This window comes from Aeromonas lusitana, assembly GCF_002812985.1.
GTDB classification, from domain to species: domain Bacteria; phylum Pseudomonadota; class Gammaproteobacteria; order Enterobacterales; family Aeromonadaceae; genus Aeromonas; species Aeromonas lusitana.
The window spans coordinates 44,239-63,320 of the sequence record NZ_PGCP01000036.1 but is presented as its reverse complement, the minus strand read 5'-3'; the positions used below and the strand labels follow the sequence as shown (position 1 = coordinate 63,320).

Here is a 19,082-nt window from a genome sequence, read left to right as displayed (position 1 = left end):
TTATTCGGGAACGTCAGTATCTTTCTTCACTGGCGCTTTAGTCTGCTCAACTTGTTGAGTCTGTTGCAGATTTTCCCATTCGCTACCCTGTTTCACCTTGTTGCTAGACATGGAGCCAAGCACCAAGCTAATCAAAAAGAACAGAGTGGCCAAAATTGCAGTTGTGCGGGTCAGGAAGCTGCCTGAACCACCGGAGCCGAATACGGTATTCGATGCCCCTGCGCCGAAGGAGGCGCCCATATCAGCCCCTTTACCTTGCTGAATCATCACCAGACCAATCAGAGCCAGCGATACCAGCAGATAAACGACCAAAAGAATCTCGTACATTTAACTTTCACCCTTTGCCGCTTCAACGATTCCTAAAAACGCAGTGTCATCGAGACTCGCACCGCCGATCAGACCGCCATCAATGTCGGGCTGGGCAAACAAATCTCGCGCATTGGCCGGCGTCACACTCCCACCATAGATGATTCTGACTTTCTCACCTATTACCGGAGTATCCTCCGCCAAGCGACCACGAATAAAGGAATGAACCTCTTGTGCCTGCTCGGGTGTGGCGCATTTACCTGTGCCTACAGCCCAAATCGGCTCGTAGGCGATGATAGCATTATCGAAAGCCATCGCACCATTTTTCTCTATGACGATATCCAGCTCTTCGGCGATCACCTCGAAGGTTCTTCTCGCCTGTCTCGCCGCACCCGATTCACCCAAACAGAGGATGGGAATCAAGCCTGCCGCTCTGACTGCCGCGAACTTCTCCGCGACGATAAAACTGGTCTCACCAAAGAGACGCCTGCGCTCGGAGTGCCCTACGATAACGTAGCGACACCCTGCCTCGACCAACATCTCACACGAGACTTCACCCGTATAAGCGCCTTGTCGGTGCTGGCTCACATTCTGAGCCCCCAACTTCATTACCCTTTGCTCATTAAGCAGAGCGGCCGTGAAGTCGAGATGCACATGAGATGGACACAAAACCACATCTACTCGCTCATCAATGCCCTTCAGACACTGGCTCGTAAACTGTTCTAACTGCGACCTACTACCGTGTAACTTCCAGTTGGCGGCTACAAACGGCTTGCGATGTCCCATCGGCAACTCCCTTGCGAAAGCGGGGCTGATAATATCCAGAGGATGCTCAGCTGACAAGTGCTATTTTTGAATTTTCGAATCGTTTGAACAAGATACGAACAGAGCGGCTAAAAAGCCGCCCCTTTCGCTCATTAAAACGCCGATTCGACCTGCTTGGCAATGCGATTTGCCATATCCACCACTTGCTGTTCGTGCTCACCCTCCACCATCACCCGGATCAGGGGCTCGGTGCCGGATTTACGCAGCAAGACGCGGCCACGACCGGCCAGCTCCTGTTCCACCTTGGCCACTTCCTGCTGCACGGCCGCCGCCATCAGCGGATCCTTGCCCTCGGCAAAGCGCACGTTCACCAGCACCTGCGGGAACTTGCTCATGCCGGCACGCAACTTGGCCAGCGGCATCTCGGCGGTGCAGATGGCAGTCAGTACCTGCAACGCGGCAACGATGCCATCGCCTGTGGTGGTCTGATCCAGGCAGATGATGTGACCGGAGTTTTCACCCCCGATGCGCCAGCCCTTCTCGTTCATCATCTCCAGCACGTAGCGATCACCCACCTTGGCGCGGGCAAAGGGAATGCCGAGGGTCTGCAGCGCGATCTCGAGGCCCATGTTGGCCATCAGGGTACCGACCACACCGCCCTTGAGGCGGCCGTTGCGCAGTGCATCGCGCGCGATGATATAGAGGATCTCGTCACCGTCGATGATGTAGCCAGTGCTATCCACCATCACCAGGCGATCGCCGTCACCGTCAAAAGCCACACCGAGATCCGCCTTGCACTCCAGCACCTTGGCGGCCAGCGCCTCGGGGGCGGTGGAGCCCACACCGTCATTGATGTTGAGGCCGTCCGGGCTGCAACCGATGGCAATCACCTCGGCGCCCAGCTCGCGGAAGACGGACGGGGCTATGTGGTAGGTGGCGCCATGGCCGCAATCCACCACCATTTTCAGCCCTTCCAGGCTCAGGTGAGTGGGGAAGGTGCTCTTGCAGAACTCGATATAACGGCCGGCGGCATCGTCGATGCGCTGGGCCTTGCCAAGTTCGGCCGACTCGACGCACTTGAGCTCATGATCCAGCTCGGCCTCGATGGCGAGTTCCACCTCGTCCGGCAGTTTGGTGCCGTCGGCGGAGAAGAACTTGATGCCGTTGTCGTAGTAGGGGTTGTGGGAGGCACTGATGACGATACCAGCCTCGGCGCGGAAGGTGCGGGTCAGGTAAGCCACCGCCGGTGTTGGCATGGGGCCCATCAGTATGGCCTTGAGACCGGCGGCAGAGAGCCCGGCTTCCAGCGCAGATTCCAGCATGTAGCCAGAGATGCGGGTGTCCTTGCCGATCAGCACTTTCTTGGTGCCCTTCTTGGAGAGCACCTTGCCGGCGGCCCAGCCCAGCTTCATCACGAAATCCGGGGTGATCGGGTATTCACCCACCTTGCCGCGCACACCGTCTGTGCCGAAGTACTTTCTGGTCATTGTCTGTTCTCGTTTTTTATTTGGATACGAAATCTTGTCCCGTCATGGTCATCCAGCCGACCCGCAGCGCATCCATGGTGGCGCGCACATCGTGTACCCGGATGATCCTGGCACCATGTTGCAACCCGATCAGGGCGCAGGCCAGGCTGCCGGCCAGCCGTTCATCAACCGGGCGGCCGAGCAGATTGCCTATCATAGACTTTCGAGACATCCCCACCAAGAGCGGCAAACCGTAATCGAGCAACTTCTGCTGCTCGGCCAGCAGCTGATAGTTATGGGCCACCGTCTTGCCGAACCCGTAGCCGGGGTCCAGCAGCAGGTGCTCGCGTTTGATGCCTGCACCCAGGCAGGCGGCGATCCGCTCATCGAAAAACGCCCTCACCTCCCCCAGCAAGTCCTCGTAACGGGGCTCAGATTGCATGGTCCTCGGCTGTCCCTGCATATGCATCAGGCACACGGGCACGTCAGCCTCTGCCGCCACCACGAGGGCGCCGGGTTCGAGCAGGGAGCGCACGTCATTGATGAGATGAGCCCCCGCAATGCAGCCCTCCTTCATCACCACGGCCTTGGAGGTGTCGAGGGAGATCATCACATCCAGCTCGCGCACCATGCGTTCGACCACAGGGATAACCCGGTCCAGCTCATCCTGCTCGCTCACATCCGGCGCACCTGGGCGGGTCGATTCACCGCCGATGTCGATGATGGTCGCCCCCTCTGCCATCAGCTGGCGGGCATGGGCCAGCGCCTGCTCTACCTGATTGAAGCGGCCCCCATCGGAGAAGGAGTCCGGGGTGACGTTGAGGATCCCCATGACATGGGGAAGGTCGAGAGAGAGGCGGCGCCCCTTGCTGCTTAATTGCATCTTCACTTCCATCTGTATCAAGAACGCGGCATGCGCATAAAGAAAAACCCCGGGCAAGCCCGGGGTTCAATCAGCACAACTTATTTGGCTGGTACGTCGTTAGCCTTGTCGATGTCGGTCAGCGTTGTGCTGCCCTCATCGGCCTGGGCTTTGACTTCTGGCTCGTTGCTCACGCTGGCACCACCTTGCGGGGTATCACCGTGCTCATCATGCCAGTTGCTGGGAGCACGCACTTCACGACGGGCCATCAGATCGTCGATCTGCTTAGCATCGATGGTTTCGTACTTCATCAGCGCATCTTTCATGGTGTGCAGCACATCCATGTTGTCCAGCAGGATCTGCTTGGCACGATCGTAGTTGCGATCGATGACCAGCTTGACCTCGGCGTCGATGACACGGGCCGTGTCATCAGACATGTGCTTGGCCTTGGCCATGCTGCGGCCGAGGAAGACTTCACCGTCTTCTTCCGCGTAGAGCATGGGGCCGAGGCGCTCGGACATGCCCCACTGGGTGACCATCTTGCGGGCGATGTCGGTGGCACGCTCGATGTCGTTGGAGGCACCGGTCGATACCTTCTCGGCACCGTAGATCAGCTCTTCCGCCAGACGACCACCGTACAGGCTGGAGATCATGGACTCCAGGTGCTGCTTGGAGTGACTCCAGCGATCCTGCTCCGGCAGGTACATGGTCACACCCAGCGCACGACCGCGGGGGATGATGGAGACCTTGTAGACGGGATCATGATCCGGTACGACACGGCCAATGATGGCGTGACCCGCTTCATGATACGCGGTCATCTCCTTCTCAGACTCTTTCATCACCATGGAGCGACGTTCTGCCCCCATCATGATCTTGTCCTTCGCCTTCTCGAACTCCAGCATGGAGACCACGCGGCGGCTCTCACGAGCTGAGAACAGGGCGGCTTCGTTGACCAGGTTGGCCAGATCGGCACCGGAGAAACCTGGGGTACCACGGGCAATCAGGGCCGCATTGACGTCATCCGCCAACGGCACCTTGCGCATGTGTACCTTGAGGATCTGCTCACGACCACGGACATCCGGCAGACCGACCACGACCTGACGGTCGAAACGGCCCGGGCGCAGCAGCGCGGGATCCAGCACGTCGGGACGGTTGGTGGCGGCGATGACGATGACGCCTTCATTGCCTTCAAAACCATCCATTTCGACCAGCATCTGGTTCAGGGTCTGCTCACGCTCATCGTGACCACCGCCGAGACCGGCGCCACGCTGGCGACCGACCGCATCGATTTCATCGATGAAGATGATGCAGGGGGAAGACTTCTTGGCCTGCTCGAACATGTCGCGCACCCGAGAGGCACCGACACCCACGAACATCTCGACGAAATCGGAACCCGAGATGGTGAAGAAAGGCACCTTGGCCTCGCCCGCGATGGCCTTGGCCAGCAGGGTCTTACCGGTACCGGGCGGGCCAACCAGCAACACGCCGGTCGGGATCTTGCCACCCAGTTTCTGGAACTTGGTCGGATCGCGCAGATAGTCGACCAGCTCTTTCACCTCTTCCTTGGCCTCATCGCAACCCGCCACGTCGACGAAGGTGGTCTTGATCTGATCTTCGCTCATCAGGCGAGCCTTGCTCTTGCCAAACGACATGGCACCCTTGCCACCGCCGCCCTGCATCTGACGCATGAAGAAGACCCAGACACCGATCAGCAACAGCATCGGGAACCAGGAGATGAAGATGGACGTGATCAGAGACGGCTCCTCCGGCTTCTCACCCATGACTTTGACGTTATGGTTGAGCATGTCGTTGAGCAGCTGGGGATCCGGCGCCGGTATGATGGTAGTGAAACGCTCACCGGTACGCTTGACGCCATTAATGACCTTGCCATCCATCCGCACTTCACGGATCTGCTCTTGGGTCACTTCTTTAACGAAGCTGGAATAGTCCAGCTGGCGACTGGTGGTATCGCTGGGGCTGAAGCTATTGAACACCGACATCAACACGACGGCGATGACCAGCCACAGGATTAGGTTTTTCGCCATGTCACTCAAATCAATGACCTCGCAGACTGACAGTTAACGATAAGGGTTAGGGTACTACAGTTTAAAACCGGTAGCCACAATGTAGACTTCCCGTGAACGGGCACGGGAGGAGTCTGGCTTGCGGATCTTGACGGCAGAGAAAAGTTTACGAATTTCATTGAGATAGGCATCAAACCCCTCCCCCTGAAACACCTTGACCACGAAGCTGCCGTTGGCCCGCAAGACCTGATTGCACATGTCCAGCGCCAGCTCGACCAGGTACATGGAACGGGCCTGATCCACCTGCTGGGTACCGCTCATGTTGGGCGCCATGTCGGACATGACGACGTCCACCTTGTCCGGCCCCACCCGCGCGAGCAAGGCACCGAGCACAGTTTCCTCCCGAAAGTCCCCTTGCAGGAAATCGACACCGGCGATGGAATCCATCGGCAGAATGTCACATGCGATCACACGGCCATTGTCGCCCACCTGATCGATGGCAAATTGGGACCAGCCACCGGGGGCCGCCCCCAGATCCACCACCGTCATGCCGGGCTTGAGCAGCCGGTCCTTGCCCTGGATCTCGTCGATCTTGAACACGGCGCGAGAACGCAGCCCCAATTTCTGGGCTTTTTTGACGTATTGATCGTCAAAATGTTCTTTTAACCAGCGGGTTGAACTGGGGGAATGCTTTTTCTGGGTCATGATTGTCGACTTTAAAAAACCACAAGGGTTATTAGTATTAAGGGCTAAGTGGGGGTAGAATACGCCCCTTTCAACCCTGACTTATGAAGAAATTGCCATGATTCTCAACAATAAACAGAAACAGTACCTCAAGGGCCTTGCCCACAGTCTGAAGCCGGTCGTCCTGCTGGGACAACATGGTCTGACCGAAGGTGTGCTGGCCGAGATCGATCTGGCGCTGAACCACCACGAGCTGATCAAGGTTAAGGTGTCGTCTGAAGATCGTGAGATGAAACAGCTGGTGATGGATGCCATCGTCCGTGAAACCGGCGCCACCAAGGTACAGAGCATGGGCCATGTGCTGACCATCTATCGTCAGGCCACCGAACCCAAGATCCAATTACCGCGCAAGTAACAGGAAAGAGCATTCGCTCTTTCCTTCATTTCCCTTCTTCCCAAGTCGCTTGCCAAAATAGTCGCCAGGCCCTTAACCTGCGATGAATACTTGCGGACACCCATTATGGACAAGCATCAGATTCTCACCGACGAGGAGCTGGCCATGTTGCGGGACTTGGGAGACGCCGAGGACCAGGCCACCAGCCAGTTCTTGCGCGGCTATCTGAACCTTCCCCTGCAAAGCCTGCTGCAACGCGCCGAACCCTTGGTGCTCGAAGCCCATATCGCCGGCCATCAACTGCGCTTCCCGCTGCATTGCATCCAGGGGGAAGAGGGTCATACCGAGCTGAGCATCGCCGCCCCGGCCATCACAGAGCTGGGTCACCCCCATCTGCGTCCCTGGCGCCTCGATGTAAAGGCCAGCCTTCAAACGGAAGACACCAATTATGAGGTACACAGCCTGTCGGTGGGCGGCCTCATCGTTGAGGGGCTGCCCTCCGCTCTGGTCAAGGGCGATATGCTCGCAGGAGTGCTGCTCATCGAAGGACTGCCCCCCCTGGCGCTCAGCGGCAACCTGATAAGACGCATTTCGTCGCGCAAACAGCGCCACGACTGGGCCTTGCAGTTCCAGCTCGGCCCAACGGATCGGGAATTACTGCGTGACTGGCTGTTCCAGCGTCACCAGGACGCCTTCATGCAGGCCTATCAATCGGACTAAATACAACAGGGGAGCTTGGGCTCCCCTGTTTGTCAGTCACCACTCACTCTCAGAGATAGGCGACTTCCAGGATCTCGTATTCCACATCGCCACCCGGTGTCTTGACGATGGCCACATCGTCCACTTCCTTGCCGATCAGGGCGCGGGCAATCGGGGAGTTCACGGAAATCATGTTCTGCTTGATGTCCGCCTCGTCATCACCCACGATGCGATACACCACTTCTTCTTCTGTCTCGCTTTTGAGCAGGGTCACGGTGGCGCCGAAGATGACGCGACCGTTGTTGGCAATCTTGGTGACATCGATCACCTGGGCATTGGACAGCTTGCTCTCAATTTCCTGGATACGGCCTTCACAGAAACCCTGTTGCTCACGGGCAGCATGGTACTCGGCGTTTTCTTTCAGATCACCATGTTCACGGGCATCAGCAATCGCTTCGATAATCTGGGGACGCAGCTCGCTCTTCAGATAGTCGAGCTCTTTACGCAGCTTTTCAGCACCGCGCACAGTCATCGGAGTATGATTCATAGTCGAAACCTGGGTTGCTTTATAAAGAGAAGCTGCGGCAATCAAAGAGAGCCGCAGCTATCGGTTCGGATGAGGCATCTTAATATGAAGCCGTCATAAAATCCATGTCAGCCCCTGCGAGCGGGATCGCGCTTCCCGCCGAAAGCTACCTCTGCTCGAACACGCCGATCGGGGCCGAAACCGTCGGTTTACCCTGCATGATGGCGATCTCCACCCGCCGGTTCATGCGCCGATTCTCCGGGCTGTTGTTCGGCACCAGGGGCTGGGAATCCGCCATGCCCTGCACCACCAGCCGGTTGCCATCGAAGCCGGGCACCTTGATCATCTGATGGGCCACCGCCACCGCCCGCTGGGATGAGAGCTCCCAGTTGGACTGGAACAGCTCATCCTCGGTGGCCACATCGTCGGTATGACCGGAGACTGTGATCTCCCCCGGCACATCCTTGAGCAGGCCGGCGACCTTGCGGATCACCGGCCAGAACTGGGGCTGCAGGAAGGCAGAGCCAGCAGGAAACGCTGCCTTCTCTCGAATGCGAATGATGATCTGCTGCCCCAGCGCCTCGATCTCGATGGCTCCGTCCTGGATCTGGGCCTGCAGCTGCTCGGCCAGGGACTTCGCCAGGTCACTGGATTGCTCCTGCGCCTTCTGGGCCTGGTGGGAGCTGTCGCCGCCGGTCAGGTTGCCGTCCGTCTTGTCCTTGCCACCGGCCTGATCCGCATCACCCGGCTGAAAATCCAGCTCGGTCTGGGTCAAGTCTATGGTCTGCTGCATGATGGTATCTATGGGGGTCGGCTCGGGCCGGCCCGGCCTGAACTCCTGGGCGATGACGGAGGTGCCCTTGGGAATGTCTTTGACCTCCAGGATGTTCTGCACCCCGAATGCCTTCTCCATGGAACCCGCTATCTGCTTGAACTTCTGCACATCCATCTCGGCAAACGAGAGCAAGAGCACGAAGAAGCACATCAAGAGCGACATCAGATCGGCGAAGGTACCCATGTAGCCCGGCAGGCCGGGCGGCGGACACTTGCACTTTGCCATGGAGCCCCCTATTCCAGTCCGTTATTGCGCTTGGACTGATGCAGGTAGTTCTGCAGCATGGCCTGGATCACGCGAGGATTCTGGCCGTCCTGGATGCCCATGATGGCGTCCAGCACCAGGGTGCGGCTCAGCTGCTCCTCACCGCTGCGCAGTTCCAGCTTGTCGGCGATGGGGATGGCGATCATGTTCGCCTGGATGGCGCCATAGAGAGTGGTCAGTAGGGCCACCGCCATGGCAGGACCGATGGACTTGGGATCGCTCATGTTGGCCAGCATGGCCACCAATCCCACCAAGGTGCCTATCATGCCCATGGCCGGGCCGAGATCCCCGAGGGCGCGAAACACCTTGATGGCGATGACATGGCGCTCCGAGGTCAGCTCTATGTCCTTCTCCATCACGGCCCGCACCACGTCGGCGTCATGGCCATCCACCAGCATGTCGATCCCCTTCTTCATGAAGGTATTGGGGATCTCCGCCGCCTCCAGGGCCAGGAAGCCCCCCTTGCGCGCCGCGTCAGCCAGTTCAACGGCCTTGGCGATCAGATCATCGAGCTTGTCGCCCTTGTACATGAAGGCCTTGCCCGCCACCTTGAACGCCATCAAGAACTGGCTGAGGTTGAACTTCATCATGCAGATGAACAGGGAGCCCAGGATGGTGATATAGACTGAGGGCATATCCAGATACATCCCCATGGGGCCGCCCAATGACATGCCGTACACCACGACCCCAAACCCCAGCACTATGCCTATCAGACTGCCTAAATCCACAACCTTACTCCTGTCACCGAACTTGCCAGCTATTTATACTGCGTTGAATTTTCTGTTATTGCGCCTCGGGCAGCAAGCCCGACGCATCGCAATCGCCAGTGGGCAATAGATGGATGCCAGCCGGTGCTTATCGGCCGCCACCACGATTGTTTGAGCACCGTGCGCTTTTCTGCCTCCCCCCTGTGGCCGGTCGATGTTAAGATGAGCCGTTTTTTTCAATCCCCGAGGATGGACATGGCCAGTAAAAAAATCGACCGTCTGAGTTTTGATGCCACGTTGGAAGAGCTGGAAACCATAGTGCATCAGCTTGAACAGGGCTCGCTCCCCCTCGAGGAGGCACTCAAACAGTTTGAACAGGGTATCCATCTGGTTCGCGCCGGCCAGCAGAAGCTGGAGCAGGCCGAACAGAAGATCCAGATCCTGTTGACCCAGGCCGATGGCAGCGAACAAGCTGTGCCCTTTCGGCCAGAGCAAGGAGAGGAGTGAGTGACCCTGGACGATTTCTCCCGCCTACATCGACGCCGCATCGACGACTGTCTCTCGGCGCAGCTTGAGGCCCTGCCCGCCATGGCGCCCCGCCTGCGGGACGCCATGAAATACGGGCTGCTGCTCGGCGGTAAACGGGTTCGCCCCTTCCTGGTCTACGCCGTCGGCGAGATGCTGGGGGTACCAAGCGAACGGCTTGACGGGCCGGCGGCCGCGGTGGAGTGCATTCACGCCTACTCCCTGCTGCACGACGATCTGCCCGCCATGGACAACGACGACCTGCGTCGCGGTCAACCGACCGTCCACAAGGCGTTCGATGAAGGCACCGCCATCCTGGCTGGCGATGCCCTGCAGACCCTGGCCTTCTCGATCCTGGCCGACCATCCCCTCCCCCCGGAGTTAATGGCAAACCGGGTGAAGATGCTGAGCACCCTGGCCCGCGCCTCGGGCTACCTTGGCATGTGCGGCGGTCAGGCTCTGGATCTGGAGGCCGAGAGCCGCCAAATCAGCCTCGCCGAGCTGGAACAGGTCCATCGCCACAAGACCGGGGCCCTCATCGAGTGCGCCGTCACCCTGGGCGCCCTGTGCAAGGCGGATGTGGAGGCAGACACCCTGGCCGCCCTGCAAACCTACGCCGCCGCCATCGGCCTCGCCTTCCAGGTGCAGGATGACATCCTAGACATCACAGGCGATACCGAGACCCTCGGCAAGCCACAAGGCTCGGATCTGGCGCTGGAAAAGAGCACCTATCCGGCCCTGCTCGGCCTCGACAATGCCCGTGAGCTGGCTCGCGAACTGCATGACAAGGCCTTAACAGCACTGCAATCCTTGCCCTACAATACCGACATTCTGGAAGCGTTTGCCGATTACATCATCGAGCGAACCCACTAAACGCTGGATAACAGTAACAATATGAGCGTTGATATAAGCGATTTCCCCAACCTGGCCCTCGCGGACACGCCGGTCGAGTTGCGATCCCTGCCCAAAGAGCGCCTGCCCGTGCTGTGCAACGAGCTGCGCGAGTACCTGCTGCGCTCGGTGAGCCGCTCCAGCGGTCACTTCGCCTCGGGCCTTGGCACCGTCGAGCTGACGGTCGCCCTGCACTATGTCTACAACACCCCGTTCGATCGGCTGGTGTGGGACGTGGGCCATCAGGCCTATCCCCACAAGATCCTGACCGGACGGCGCGAGCGCATTCACACCATCCGCCAGAAAGATGGCCTGCACCCCTTCCCCTGGCGTGACGAGAGCGAATATGACGTCCTCTCCGTCGGCCACTCCAGCACCTCCATCGGGGCGGCGCTCGGCATGGCGGTCGCCGCCGAGAGCGAAGGACTGGGGCGCAAGGTCGTTGCCGTCATCGGCGATGGCGCCATCACCGCGGGCATGGCCTTCGAGGCCCTCAATCACGCCGGTGATGTCCACAAGGACATGTTGGTGGTGCTCAATGACAACGAGATGTCCATCTCCGAGAATGTCGGCGCCCTGAACAACCATTTGGCCCGGCTGATGTCCGGCAAGCTCTACACCACCATCCGCGAAGGCGGCAAGAAGGTGCTGGCGGGCCTGCCCCCGGTCAAGGAGCTGGCCAAGCGGGCGGAAGAGCACCTCAAGGGCATGGTGGTGCCTGGCACCCTGTTCGAGGAGTTCGGCTTCAACTACATAGGTCCCATCGACGGCCATGACATCCATGCCCTGGTCGAGACACTGCGCAATATGCGCAACCTCAAGGGTCCCCAGCTGCTGCACGTCAAGACCAAGAAGGGCAAGGGCTACGAGCCCGCCGAGAAGGATCCCATCGGTTATCACGCCGTGCCCAAGTTCAACCCGGACGACTGCACCCTGCCCAAGAGCGCCGGTGGCAAGCCCACCTTCTCCGCCATCTTCGGCCAGTGGCTGTGCGACATGGCGGCGAAAGATGAGAAGCTGGTCGGCATCACCCCCGCCATGCGAGAGGGCTCGGGCCTGGTCAAGTTCAGTCAGCAGTACCCGGATCGCTACTTCGACGTGGCCATCGCCGAGCAGCATGCGGTGACCTTCGCAGCCGGCCTCGCCATCGCGGATCGAAAACCCGTGGTCGCCATCTATTCCAGCTTCCTGCAGCGCGCCTACGATCAGCTGATCCACGACGTGGCGCTGCAAGGGCTGCCGGTGCTGTTTGCCATCGACCGGGCCGGTCTGGTGGGGGCCGATGGCCCGACCCATCAGGGGGCGTTCGACATCAGCTTCCTGCGTACCGTGCCGAACATGGTGGTGATGACGCCGTCCGATGAGAACGAGTGTCGCCAGATGCTCTACACCGGCTACCAGCACAACGGGCCTGCGGCGGTTCGCTACCCCCGCGGTAGCGGCTGCGGTATCGAGGTCCAGAGCGAGATGACTGCGCTGACGCTCGGCAAGGGACGCATAGTGCGTGAGGGCAAGGGCATTGCCATACTGGCGTTCGGCACCCTGCTGCACCAGGCCAAGGCCGCAGCCGAGGCTCTGGATGCCACCCTGGTGGACATGTGCTTCGTCAAACCCATGGACGAGGCGCTGGTGCACTCCCTTGCAGCCACTCATGACCAGTTCGTCACCCTAGAGGACAACGCCATCATGGGCGGCGCCGGCTCCGCGGTGAACGAGCTGCTGATGCGCAGCAAGCAGTGCAAGCCGGTGCTGAACCTCGGCCTGCCCGACCGCTTTATCGAGCAGGGTACCCAGGACGAGATCTACGCCCTGCTGGGGCTCGATGGCGCTGGCATACTCGCCAGCATCCAGGCTTGGCAGCAAGCCTGACAGTCATCCGATAAAGAGAAAGGGCGCCATTATGGCGCCCTTTTTTATTGCTTAAGTGATCGACTCGGGCCTTAGCCTTTGTAGATCTTGGGGTTGAACACATCCCGCAGCCAGTCGCCGAGCAGGTTGATCACCAGCACCAGCACCACCAGGCAGATCCCCGGGAAGGCGGTGATCCACCAGGAGCCGGAGAAGATGTAGTTGAAGCCCACGCTGATGAGGGAACCCAGGGACGGCTGATCCACCGGCATGCCGAGGCCGAGGAAGGAGAGCGCCGCCTCACTCATGATGGCGTTCGCCACCTGCACGGTGGAGATGACCAGGATGGGTGACAGGCAGTTTGGCAAGATGTGGCGGAACATGATGCGCGGGGCACGGAACCCCATCACCTGAGCCGCTTCCACATACTCCTTCTTCTTCTCCGCCAGCACGGAGGCACGCACGGTCCGGGCATACTGGGGCCACTCGGCGATACCGATGATCACCACCAGCATCAGGATGGCGAACTTCGAGTAGAACTCGGAGCCGAACGTTGCCTGGAAGATGGCGGAGATGATGATGGCCACCATCATGGTGGAGAAAGAGAGCTGCACGTCGGCGAAGCGCATCAGCAGGTTGTCGATGCGGCCACCGAAGTAACCGGCAATCAGCCCGATGACGATGCCGAGCACCAGTTGCAGCGCCACCGCGAACAGCCCTATGGTCAGGGAGATGCGGGCGCCATACAGGATGGTGCTCCAGATGTCCCGGCCCTGGTTGTCGGTACCGAGCCAGAAGCGCTCCTCGCCCCCCTCCAGCCAGGACGGTGGCAGCTCGGCATCCATCAGATCGAAGCTGGTCAAGTCGTAGACGTTGTGCGGTGCCAACCAGGGCGCCAACAGCGCGGCCAGCACGAACACCACGAACACGGCGAAGCTGAACATGGCTACCTTGTCCCGCAGGAAGTAGTAGACGATGTCAGAGTTCTTGATACGGGCCCAACGGCTTGGGCTTGCAGTTACAGCGTTACTCATGCTTACCCCTTGGCTGTTTGGGTGAATAGTCGGGTTGATGACCCGCAAGAGACGATTTCGGCGTTCTTGCAACGAACCAAACGACAACTTGGGCTCGCAGTCACGGCGTTACTCATGCTTACCCCTTGGCGGTCAAGTTAACGGTCGGGTTGATGAACCCGTAGAGCAGGTCGACCAGGGTATTGGTCACCACGAAGATCAGGCCAACGAAGATGACGTAGGCGGTGATGAGCGGGGTATCGACCCGGTGGATCGCCTCGAGGAACAGGAAGCCGGTACCCGGCCACTGGAACACGCTCTCGGTCAAGATGGTGTAAGCCACCATGGTGCCGATCTGCACGCCACCGACCGTGATGACCGGCAGCATGGTGTTCTTGAGTGCGTGCTGGTAGTAGACCTTGTTGTTGTCCAGCCCCTTGGCGCGGGCAAACTTGACGTACTCGGAGGAGAGCTGCTCCAGCATCTCGGAGCGCACCAGCCGGATGAACAGCGGAAGCATGATGGAGGAGAGCGATACCGCGGGCAGGATCAGGTGCTTGATGCCATCCCAGGTAAAGAAGCCCGACTCCCAGCCCAGCAGGTTATAGGTCTCGCCACGGCCATAGGCCGGCAGCCAGCCCAGCTGGATGGAGAACAGATACATCAGCATGATGGCGGTCAGAAAGACCGGGATCGAGATGCCGATGCTGCTCACCGCCATGATGAGTTTGGTCAAGACGCTACGCGGTCGTATCGCCGAGTAAACCCCCAGCGGAATGGAGACGACGACGATGATGATCGCAGCGGCAAACACCAGTTCAAGGGTAGCCACCAGCTTGTCGAGGATAACCTCAAGGGCCGGTCGCTTGAAGAAGTAGGAAGTGCCCAGATCCCCGTGCACCGCGTTCTGCAAGAAGCGGCTGTATTTCACCAAAAAGGGATCGTTGAGGCCCATCTTGTCGCGCAGCTCCTGGCGCACGGACTCGGAGACGGATTGTCCCACCAGCTCGCGCAGCGGATCCCCCAGGTTGTCCTGGATGGAGAAGGCGACCAGGCTGATGACGAACATCACTATCACGGCCTGATAGAACCGTTTCAGCAGGAATGTAAACATGCTTGTCCTTCTACGTGGCCTGTGTCGTGGCACAGGCTTCTGTTAATGGCGGGGGCGCCACAGGCTGCCCCCGCCAGGTCCTTCCTTGAGACTCTCTTACTTGTTGACCACCAGGTCACCCAGGTAAGGGAAGTTCATCACGTTGACGATAGGCTTGATGTCGACGTTCTTCTTGGCGCCATAGGCCAGGTCTTCCCAGTGCAACGGCACATAGGCAGCGTCGTCGATCAGCATGGCTTCCACCTTCTGCAGGATGGCGGCACGCTTGGCCGGGTCGGTCTCGGTGTTCGCTTCCATCACCAGCTTGTCAGCTTCTGCGTTGGCATAACCGCCGCAGTTGTACTGACCCATACCGGTCTTGGCATCCTTGGTGAAGGTCAGGAACTCGAAGAAGTTCGCAGTATCTTCGGTGTCCGCGTGCCAGCCGATCAGCTGCATGTCGGCGGCGCACTTGTCAAACTCGGGCCAGTACTGGGCCACCGGCATGGTCTTCAGATCCACCTTGATGTTGATCTTGGACAGCATGGCGGAGACAGCCTGGGCGATCTTGACGTCGTTGACGTAGCGGGCAGCCGGGGAGATGAAGCTCATCTTGAAGCCCTTCTCGTAACCAGCTTCCTTCATCAGCTCCTTGGCCTTGGCCAGGTCATACTGGGGCTTGAGCGCCTCGTTGTGACCGGCATAGCCTTTCGGGCTCAGCTGGCCGGCCGGGGTGCCGAAGCCTTTGTTGATCTTGTCGACGATGCCCACTTCGTTGATGGCCAGGTTGATCGCCTGACGCACACGCTTGTCTTTGAGCGCCGGGTTGGTGTTCTGGTTCAGCTCGATGATGATGGCACGGGTACCGGACAGGGTGACCAGCTGGGAATCCTTGCCGTTCTTCACGCGCTCCAGATCGTTCGGGGCAACCGGGTAGATCATGTCAACGTCACCACCCAGCAGGGCGGCTACGCGGGTCGCATCTTCCTTGATCGGTACTACGGTCAGGTTCTGGACGTTGCCCTTGGAGGCCTTGTCCCAGTAGTTGGCGTTACGGGTGTATTCCAGCTTCACGCCCTGCTCACGGAACTTGACGCTGAACGGGCCGGTACCGGAGACGTGGGTGGAGGCGTAGGAGTCGCCGTTCTTCACGATAGCGGCCTTGTCTTTGCCCGCTTCATCCTTGCCGGTGTAGAACTTGGAGTCCATCGGGAAGATGTAGGTGACGGTCTGCAGCACCAGCGGGAACGGCTTGGCGGTGATCAGATCCACGGTCAGGTCATCAACCTTCTTCACTTCGGCGATCGGGTCGAAGATAGCCTTGAAGTCCGGGGAGGCTTTCAGACGGTTGACGGTCCATACCACGTCATCGGCGGTGAAGTCGTTGCCGGAGTGGAACTTGACGCCCTTGCGCAGGTGGAAACGCACAGTCTTGTCGTCGATGCGCTCATATTTCTCGGCCAGACGCGGCTCGAACTGCAGATCCTGGGTGTAACGCATCAGCGGATCGAACACCAGGTGAGACATTTCCAGGGTCTGACCGGAGAGCTGCTCCTGCGGATCCAGCGAGGTAGCGTCGGAGGCGACGGCCACCTTGATGTCGGCGGCAGAGACGTTGAACGCGAGACCAGCGGCGAACAGCGCCATGGCAATCTTGGATAATCCTTTCTTCATGTCTTTCTCCATGCTTTTGGCTTTTTATTGACACTTTTTATCGACAAACAGACCGGCGAGCCGGCGCTTTCCTAGCTTGCGATTTCCAGCCCCTCGCGGGACATTCCCTTAAATTCCGGCATGAGGGAGATCAGCTTGCGGCTGTACTCATGTTCGGCATTGGTAAACAGTTTCTCTGTTTCTGCCACTTCTACCAGATGACCGTGCTGCATAACGCCGATACGGTCGCACATCTGACGGATAACCGGCAGGTCATGGCTGATAAACAGCATGGTGAGCCCAAGCTCCTGCTGCAGATCCTTGAGCAGGTTGAGGATCTGGGCCTGCACCGACACATCCAGTGCCGAGGTGGGCTCGTCACAGATGAGGAAACGGGGCCGGGTCGCCAGGGCGCGGGCGATGGAGATGCGCTGGCGCTGACCGCCGGAGAACTCGTGGGGGTACTTGACCCCGGCGCCGCGACCGAGACCCACGTGATCCAGCAGGTCGCTGACGATGCCCTCGATCTGGCTCTCGCTCTGTGCCAGCTTATGGAAGCGGATCGGCTCCGAGATGATGTCACGCACCTTCATGCGCGGATTCATCGAGGAGTACGGGTTCTGGAACACCATCTGCATCTGGCGACGCAGGGGGCGACGGGCATGCTCACCCTTGAGGGCGGTCAGATCGATCCCCTCGAACACGATCTTGCCGCTATCGGGCGGATAGAGGCCTGTGATGGCGCGGGCTATGGTGGATTTGCCGGAGCCCGACTCCCCCACCAGGCCGAAGGTCTCACCCTCGAAGATCTCGAAGCTGATGTTGTTGCAGGCACGCACGTACTGGCGGCGGCTCGGGAACAGGGAATCCTTGGTGACGAACCGCAAGTCCACGTTCTCCACCCGCAGCAGGGCGCCCTCGTAGGCGCGCTCGTCCTGACTCTGGCCGAGCCAGTGGGTCTTGAGATCGATGCTGAGATCCGGCGCGCCGGCATCCTCGATATAGGAGACCAGGGGGAAGCGCACCAGCTTCACATCGGAGCGCGGCACCGCAGAGATGAGGCTGCGGGTATAAGGGTGATTCGGGTGACCCAGCACCTGCTCTGTGGTGCCGAACTCCACCAGATCCCCGCGGTACATGACCGCCACCTTGTCGGTAACGTTGGAGACCACGCCCATGTCGTGGGTCACCAGCATGCAACCGACCTGGCGCTCTTTGCACAGGTTGCGGATGAGCTGCAGGATCTGATCCTGAATGGAGACGTCCAGCGCCGTGGTCGGCTCATCGGCGATGATGAGCTCGGGATCCCCGGACAGGGCGATGGCGATAACCACCCGCTGGCGCATGCCACCGGAGAATTGATGGGGGTACTGCTTGATCCGCACTTCCGGCTGGGGGATCCCGACCGCACCCATCAGCTCGAGCGCCTTGGCAAAGGCCGCCTCACGGTTGAGATCGGTATTGGCCAGTATGGTCTCCACCAACTGCTGCTCAACGGTGAACAGCGGGTTGAGGGAGGTCATGGGATCCTGGAAGATGAAGCCGATACGGGAACCACGAATGGCCCGCATCTCGTTCTGGCTCTTGCCGGAGATGAGTTCACCATTGAGGTAGATATCGCCACGGGCGATGCGACCGGGCGGGCTCAACAGATCGATGACGGCATTGCCTATGGTGGATTTGCCGGCACCTGATTCGCCGACCACACCGACTATCTCCCCCTTTTCCACAGAAAAAGAGAGATCCTTCACCGCGGCCAGCACCCCATAGCGGGAGGGGTACTCGATCCGCAAGTTTTTCACTTCGAGCAAGGACATGGTTACCTCTGCGGGGGACATCCGTCCCAAATAATTCGTCCGTAAATCAGCCGCAGATACTGGTGGTGCCTTGGTGCTTGTGCTTGAGTGTTTGTCTGTGCAAGAAACGCTCAATCCATGAGGCAGTCAAACCAGCGATCCGGGCGGGTTTTTTGCATTTTTTTGGAATAACCCGCGAGTAAGTTAGTCGGTTTGCCCGCGGGTGTAAATGATCCAGTTATACAATTTCGCAATACTTTGCGCAGATAACGCACTCATCACCGGCGTAAAATGTCGATAAAAATCACATTATCAGATGTTGTGCTGGCAATGCGAGCGATTACCTAATTTAAATTTCAACAATGATGCAACAAGCAAACATATCAACTATTGAATCCAGCATACCCAGCTTCGAATGAGTAGTGAATATTTATGTGAAATGATTTTTTAACGGCAGCATATCTGGATGAAGGAAAACTAAGCAGAGATAAATAGGGAAAAATCAGCATCTTCTACCGGTACCCCTGGAGGGGAACCGGGCATAGAGGGGGTCTGATTGCATACAAAACGACCCAGGCCCGACGAGTCGGGCCTGGGTTCAATCGCGAGGGCGTGATGGCATCAAGGGGTTGGCTCAGAAGAGCCGATGCAGCCGGCCCAAAAAGCCGGCACTGATATGCAGACTGGACCAACAGAGCGGCTATCGGGTCATCCTGTCACCGGGCCGAGTC

General features: G+C 59.1%; 18 protein-coding genes. 5 read left to right on the top strand and 13 right to left on the bottom strand.

Annotated features, from left to right (window positions below):
* The 6 genes from secG to rlmE all read right to left on the bottom strand — a co-directional run bounded on the left by secG (position 1) and on the right by rlmE (position 6,128).
* The gene (secG, locus tag CUC44_RS17860) at positions 1–327 is read right to left on the bottom strand and encodes a preprotein translocase subunit SecG (RefSeq protein ID WP_025326063.1); all 327 of its coding nucleotides are present in this window, start codon (positions 325–327) and stop codon (positions 1–3) included.
* Positions 328–1,092, bottom strand: coding sequence for a triose-phosphate isomerase (gene tpiA, locus CUC44_RS17855; RefSeq protein WP_100861218.1), 765 nt, complete (start codon positions 1,090–1,092; stop codon positions 328–330).
* 131 nt (positions 1,093–1,223) lie between these two features.
* Complete coding sequence (gene glmM / locus CUC44_RS17850; RefSeq protein ID WP_100861217.1) at positions 1,224–2,558, bottom strand: phosphoglucosamine mutase; 1,335 nt, start codon at positions 2,556–2,558, stop codon at positions 1,224–1,226.
* Between the two features lie 16 nt (positions 2,559–2,574).
* Entirely contained in the window at positions 2,575–3,420 is an 846-nt protein-coding gene (folP, locus tag CUC44_RS17845; protein ID WP_100861333.1) for a dihydropteroate synthase, read from the bottom strand.
* A gap of 80 nt (positions 3,421–3,500) precedes the next feature.
* The gene (gene ftsH / locus CUC44_RS17840; RefSeq protein ID WP_100861216.1) at positions 3,501–5,453 is read right to left on the bottom strand and encodes an ATP-dependent zinc metalloprotease FtsH; all 1,953 of its coding nucleotides are present in this window, start codon (positions 5,451–5,453) and stop codon (positions 3,501–3,503) included.
* 45 nt (positions 5,454–5,498) lie between these two features.
* Positions 5,499–6,128 (bottom strand): 23S rRNA (uridine(2552)-2'-O)-methyltransferase RlmE, encoded by a 630-nt coding sequence (rlmE, locus tag CUC44_RS17835; protein WP_100861215.1) that lies wholly within the window; start codon positions 6,126–6,128, stop codon positions 5,499–5,501.
* Between the two features lie 97 nt (positions 6,129–6,225).
* Here rlmE and yhbY point away from each other — a divergent pair, with 97 nt between their 5' ends.
* The gene (gene yhbY / locus CUC44_RS17830; protein WP_100861214.1) at positions 6,226–6,522 is read left to right on the top strand and encodes a ribosome assembly RNA-binding protein YhbY; all 297 of its coding nucleotides are present in this window, start codon (positions 6,226–6,228) and stop codon (positions 6,520–6,522) included.
* Between the two features lie 105 nt (positions 6,523–6,627).
* Positions 6,628–7,221 carry a PilZ domain-containing protein gene (locus tag CUC44_RS17825; protein WP_100861213.1) on the top strand — a complete coding sequence of 198 codons (594 nt, stop codon included), beginning with the start codon at positions 6,628–6,630 and terminating at the stop codon, positions 7,219–7,221.
* Between the two features lie 49 nt (positions 7,222–7,270).
* Here CUC44_RS17825 and greA read toward each other — a convergent pair whose 3' ends face one another.
* The 3 genes from greA to pomA form a co-directional block, all read right to left on the bottom strand.
* Positions 7,271–7,747: a transcription elongation factor GreA gene (greA, locus tag CUC44_RS17820; protein ID WP_100861212.1), complete on the bottom strand. Its 477-nt coding sequence runs from the start codon at positions 7,745–7,747 to the stop codon at positions 7,271–7,273.
* 145 nt (positions 7,748–7,892) lie between these two features.
* The gene (locus CUC44_RS17815) at positions 7,893–8,786 is read right to left on the bottom strand and encodes a flagellar motor protein MotB (protein WP_100861211.1); all 894 of its coding nucleotides are present in this window, start codon (positions 8,784–8,786) and stop codon (positions 7,893–7,895) included.
* Positions 8,787–8,794: 8 nt separating this feature from the next.
* Positions 8,795–9,553, bottom strand: coding sequence for a flagellar motor protein PomA (pomA, locus tag CUC44_RS17810; protein WP_100861210.1), 759 nt, complete (start codon positions 9,551–9,553; stop codon positions 8,795–8,797).
* Positions 9,554–9,787: 234 nt separating this feature from the next.
* On the opposite strand from pomA, the gene xseB reads away from it, so the two are divergent.
* The 3 genes from xseB to dxs are packed head-to-tail and all read left to right on the top strand — an operon-like array spanning position 9,788 to position 12,817.
* Complete coding sequence (gene xseB / locus CUC44_RS17805) at positions 9,788–10,039, top strand: exodeoxyribonuclease VII small subunit (protein WP_033131616.1); 252 nt, start codon at positions 9,788–9,790, stop codon at positions 10,037–10,039.
* Positions 10,040–10,930, top strand: coding sequence for a (2E,6E)-farnesyl diphosphate synthase (gene ispA / locus CUC44_RS17800; RefSeq protein ID WP_100861209.1), 891 nt, complete (start codon positions 10,040–10,042; stop codon positions 10,928–10,930).
* A gap of 21 nt (positions 10,931–10,951) precedes the next feature.
* Positions 10,952–12,817: a 1-deoxy-D-xylulose-5-phosphate synthase gene (gene dxs, locus CUC44_RS17795; RefSeq protein ID WP_100861208.1), complete on the top strand. Its 1,866-nt coding sequence runs from the start codon at positions 10,952–10,954 to the stop codon at positions 12,815–12,817.
* Positions 12,818–12,888: 71 nt separating this feature from the next.
* On the opposite strand, the gene CUC44_RS17790 is transcribed toward dxs, so the two are convergent.
* The 4 genes from CUC44_RS17790 to CUC44_RS17775 all read right to left on the bottom strand — a co-directional run bounded on the left by CUC44_RS17790 (position 12,889) and on the right by CUC44_RS17775 (position 18,372).
* Positions 12,889–13,830, bottom strand: coding sequence for an ABC transporter permease (locus CUC44_RS17790; RefSeq protein WP_100861207.1), 942 nt, complete (start codon positions 13,828–13,830; stop codon positions 12,889–12,891).
* A 118-nt stretch (positions 13,831–13,948) separates the two neighbouring features.
* On the bottom strand, positions 13,949–14,923 hold the full coding sequence (locus CUC44_RS17785) for an ABC transporter permease (protein WP_100861206.1): 975 nt from the start codon (positions 14,921–14,923) through the stop codon (positions 13,949–13,951).
* Positions 14,924–15,019: 96 nt separating this feature from the next.
* A complete protein-coding gene (locus CUC44_RS17780; protein WP_100861205.1) occupies positions 15,020–16,576 on the bottom strand; it encodes an ABC transporter substrate-binding protein in 1,557 nt (518 codons plus the stop codon).
* 71 nt (positions 16,577–16,647) lie between these two features.
* Positions 16,648–18,372 carry a dipeptide ABC transporter ATP-binding protein gene (locus CUC44_RS17775; RefSeq protein WP_100861204.1) on the bottom strand — a complete coding sequence of 575 codons (1,725 nt, stop codon included), beginning with the start codon at positions 18,370–18,372 and terminating at the stop codon, positions 16,648–16,650.
* Between the last annotated feature and the right edge of the window lie 710 nt (positions 18,373–19,082).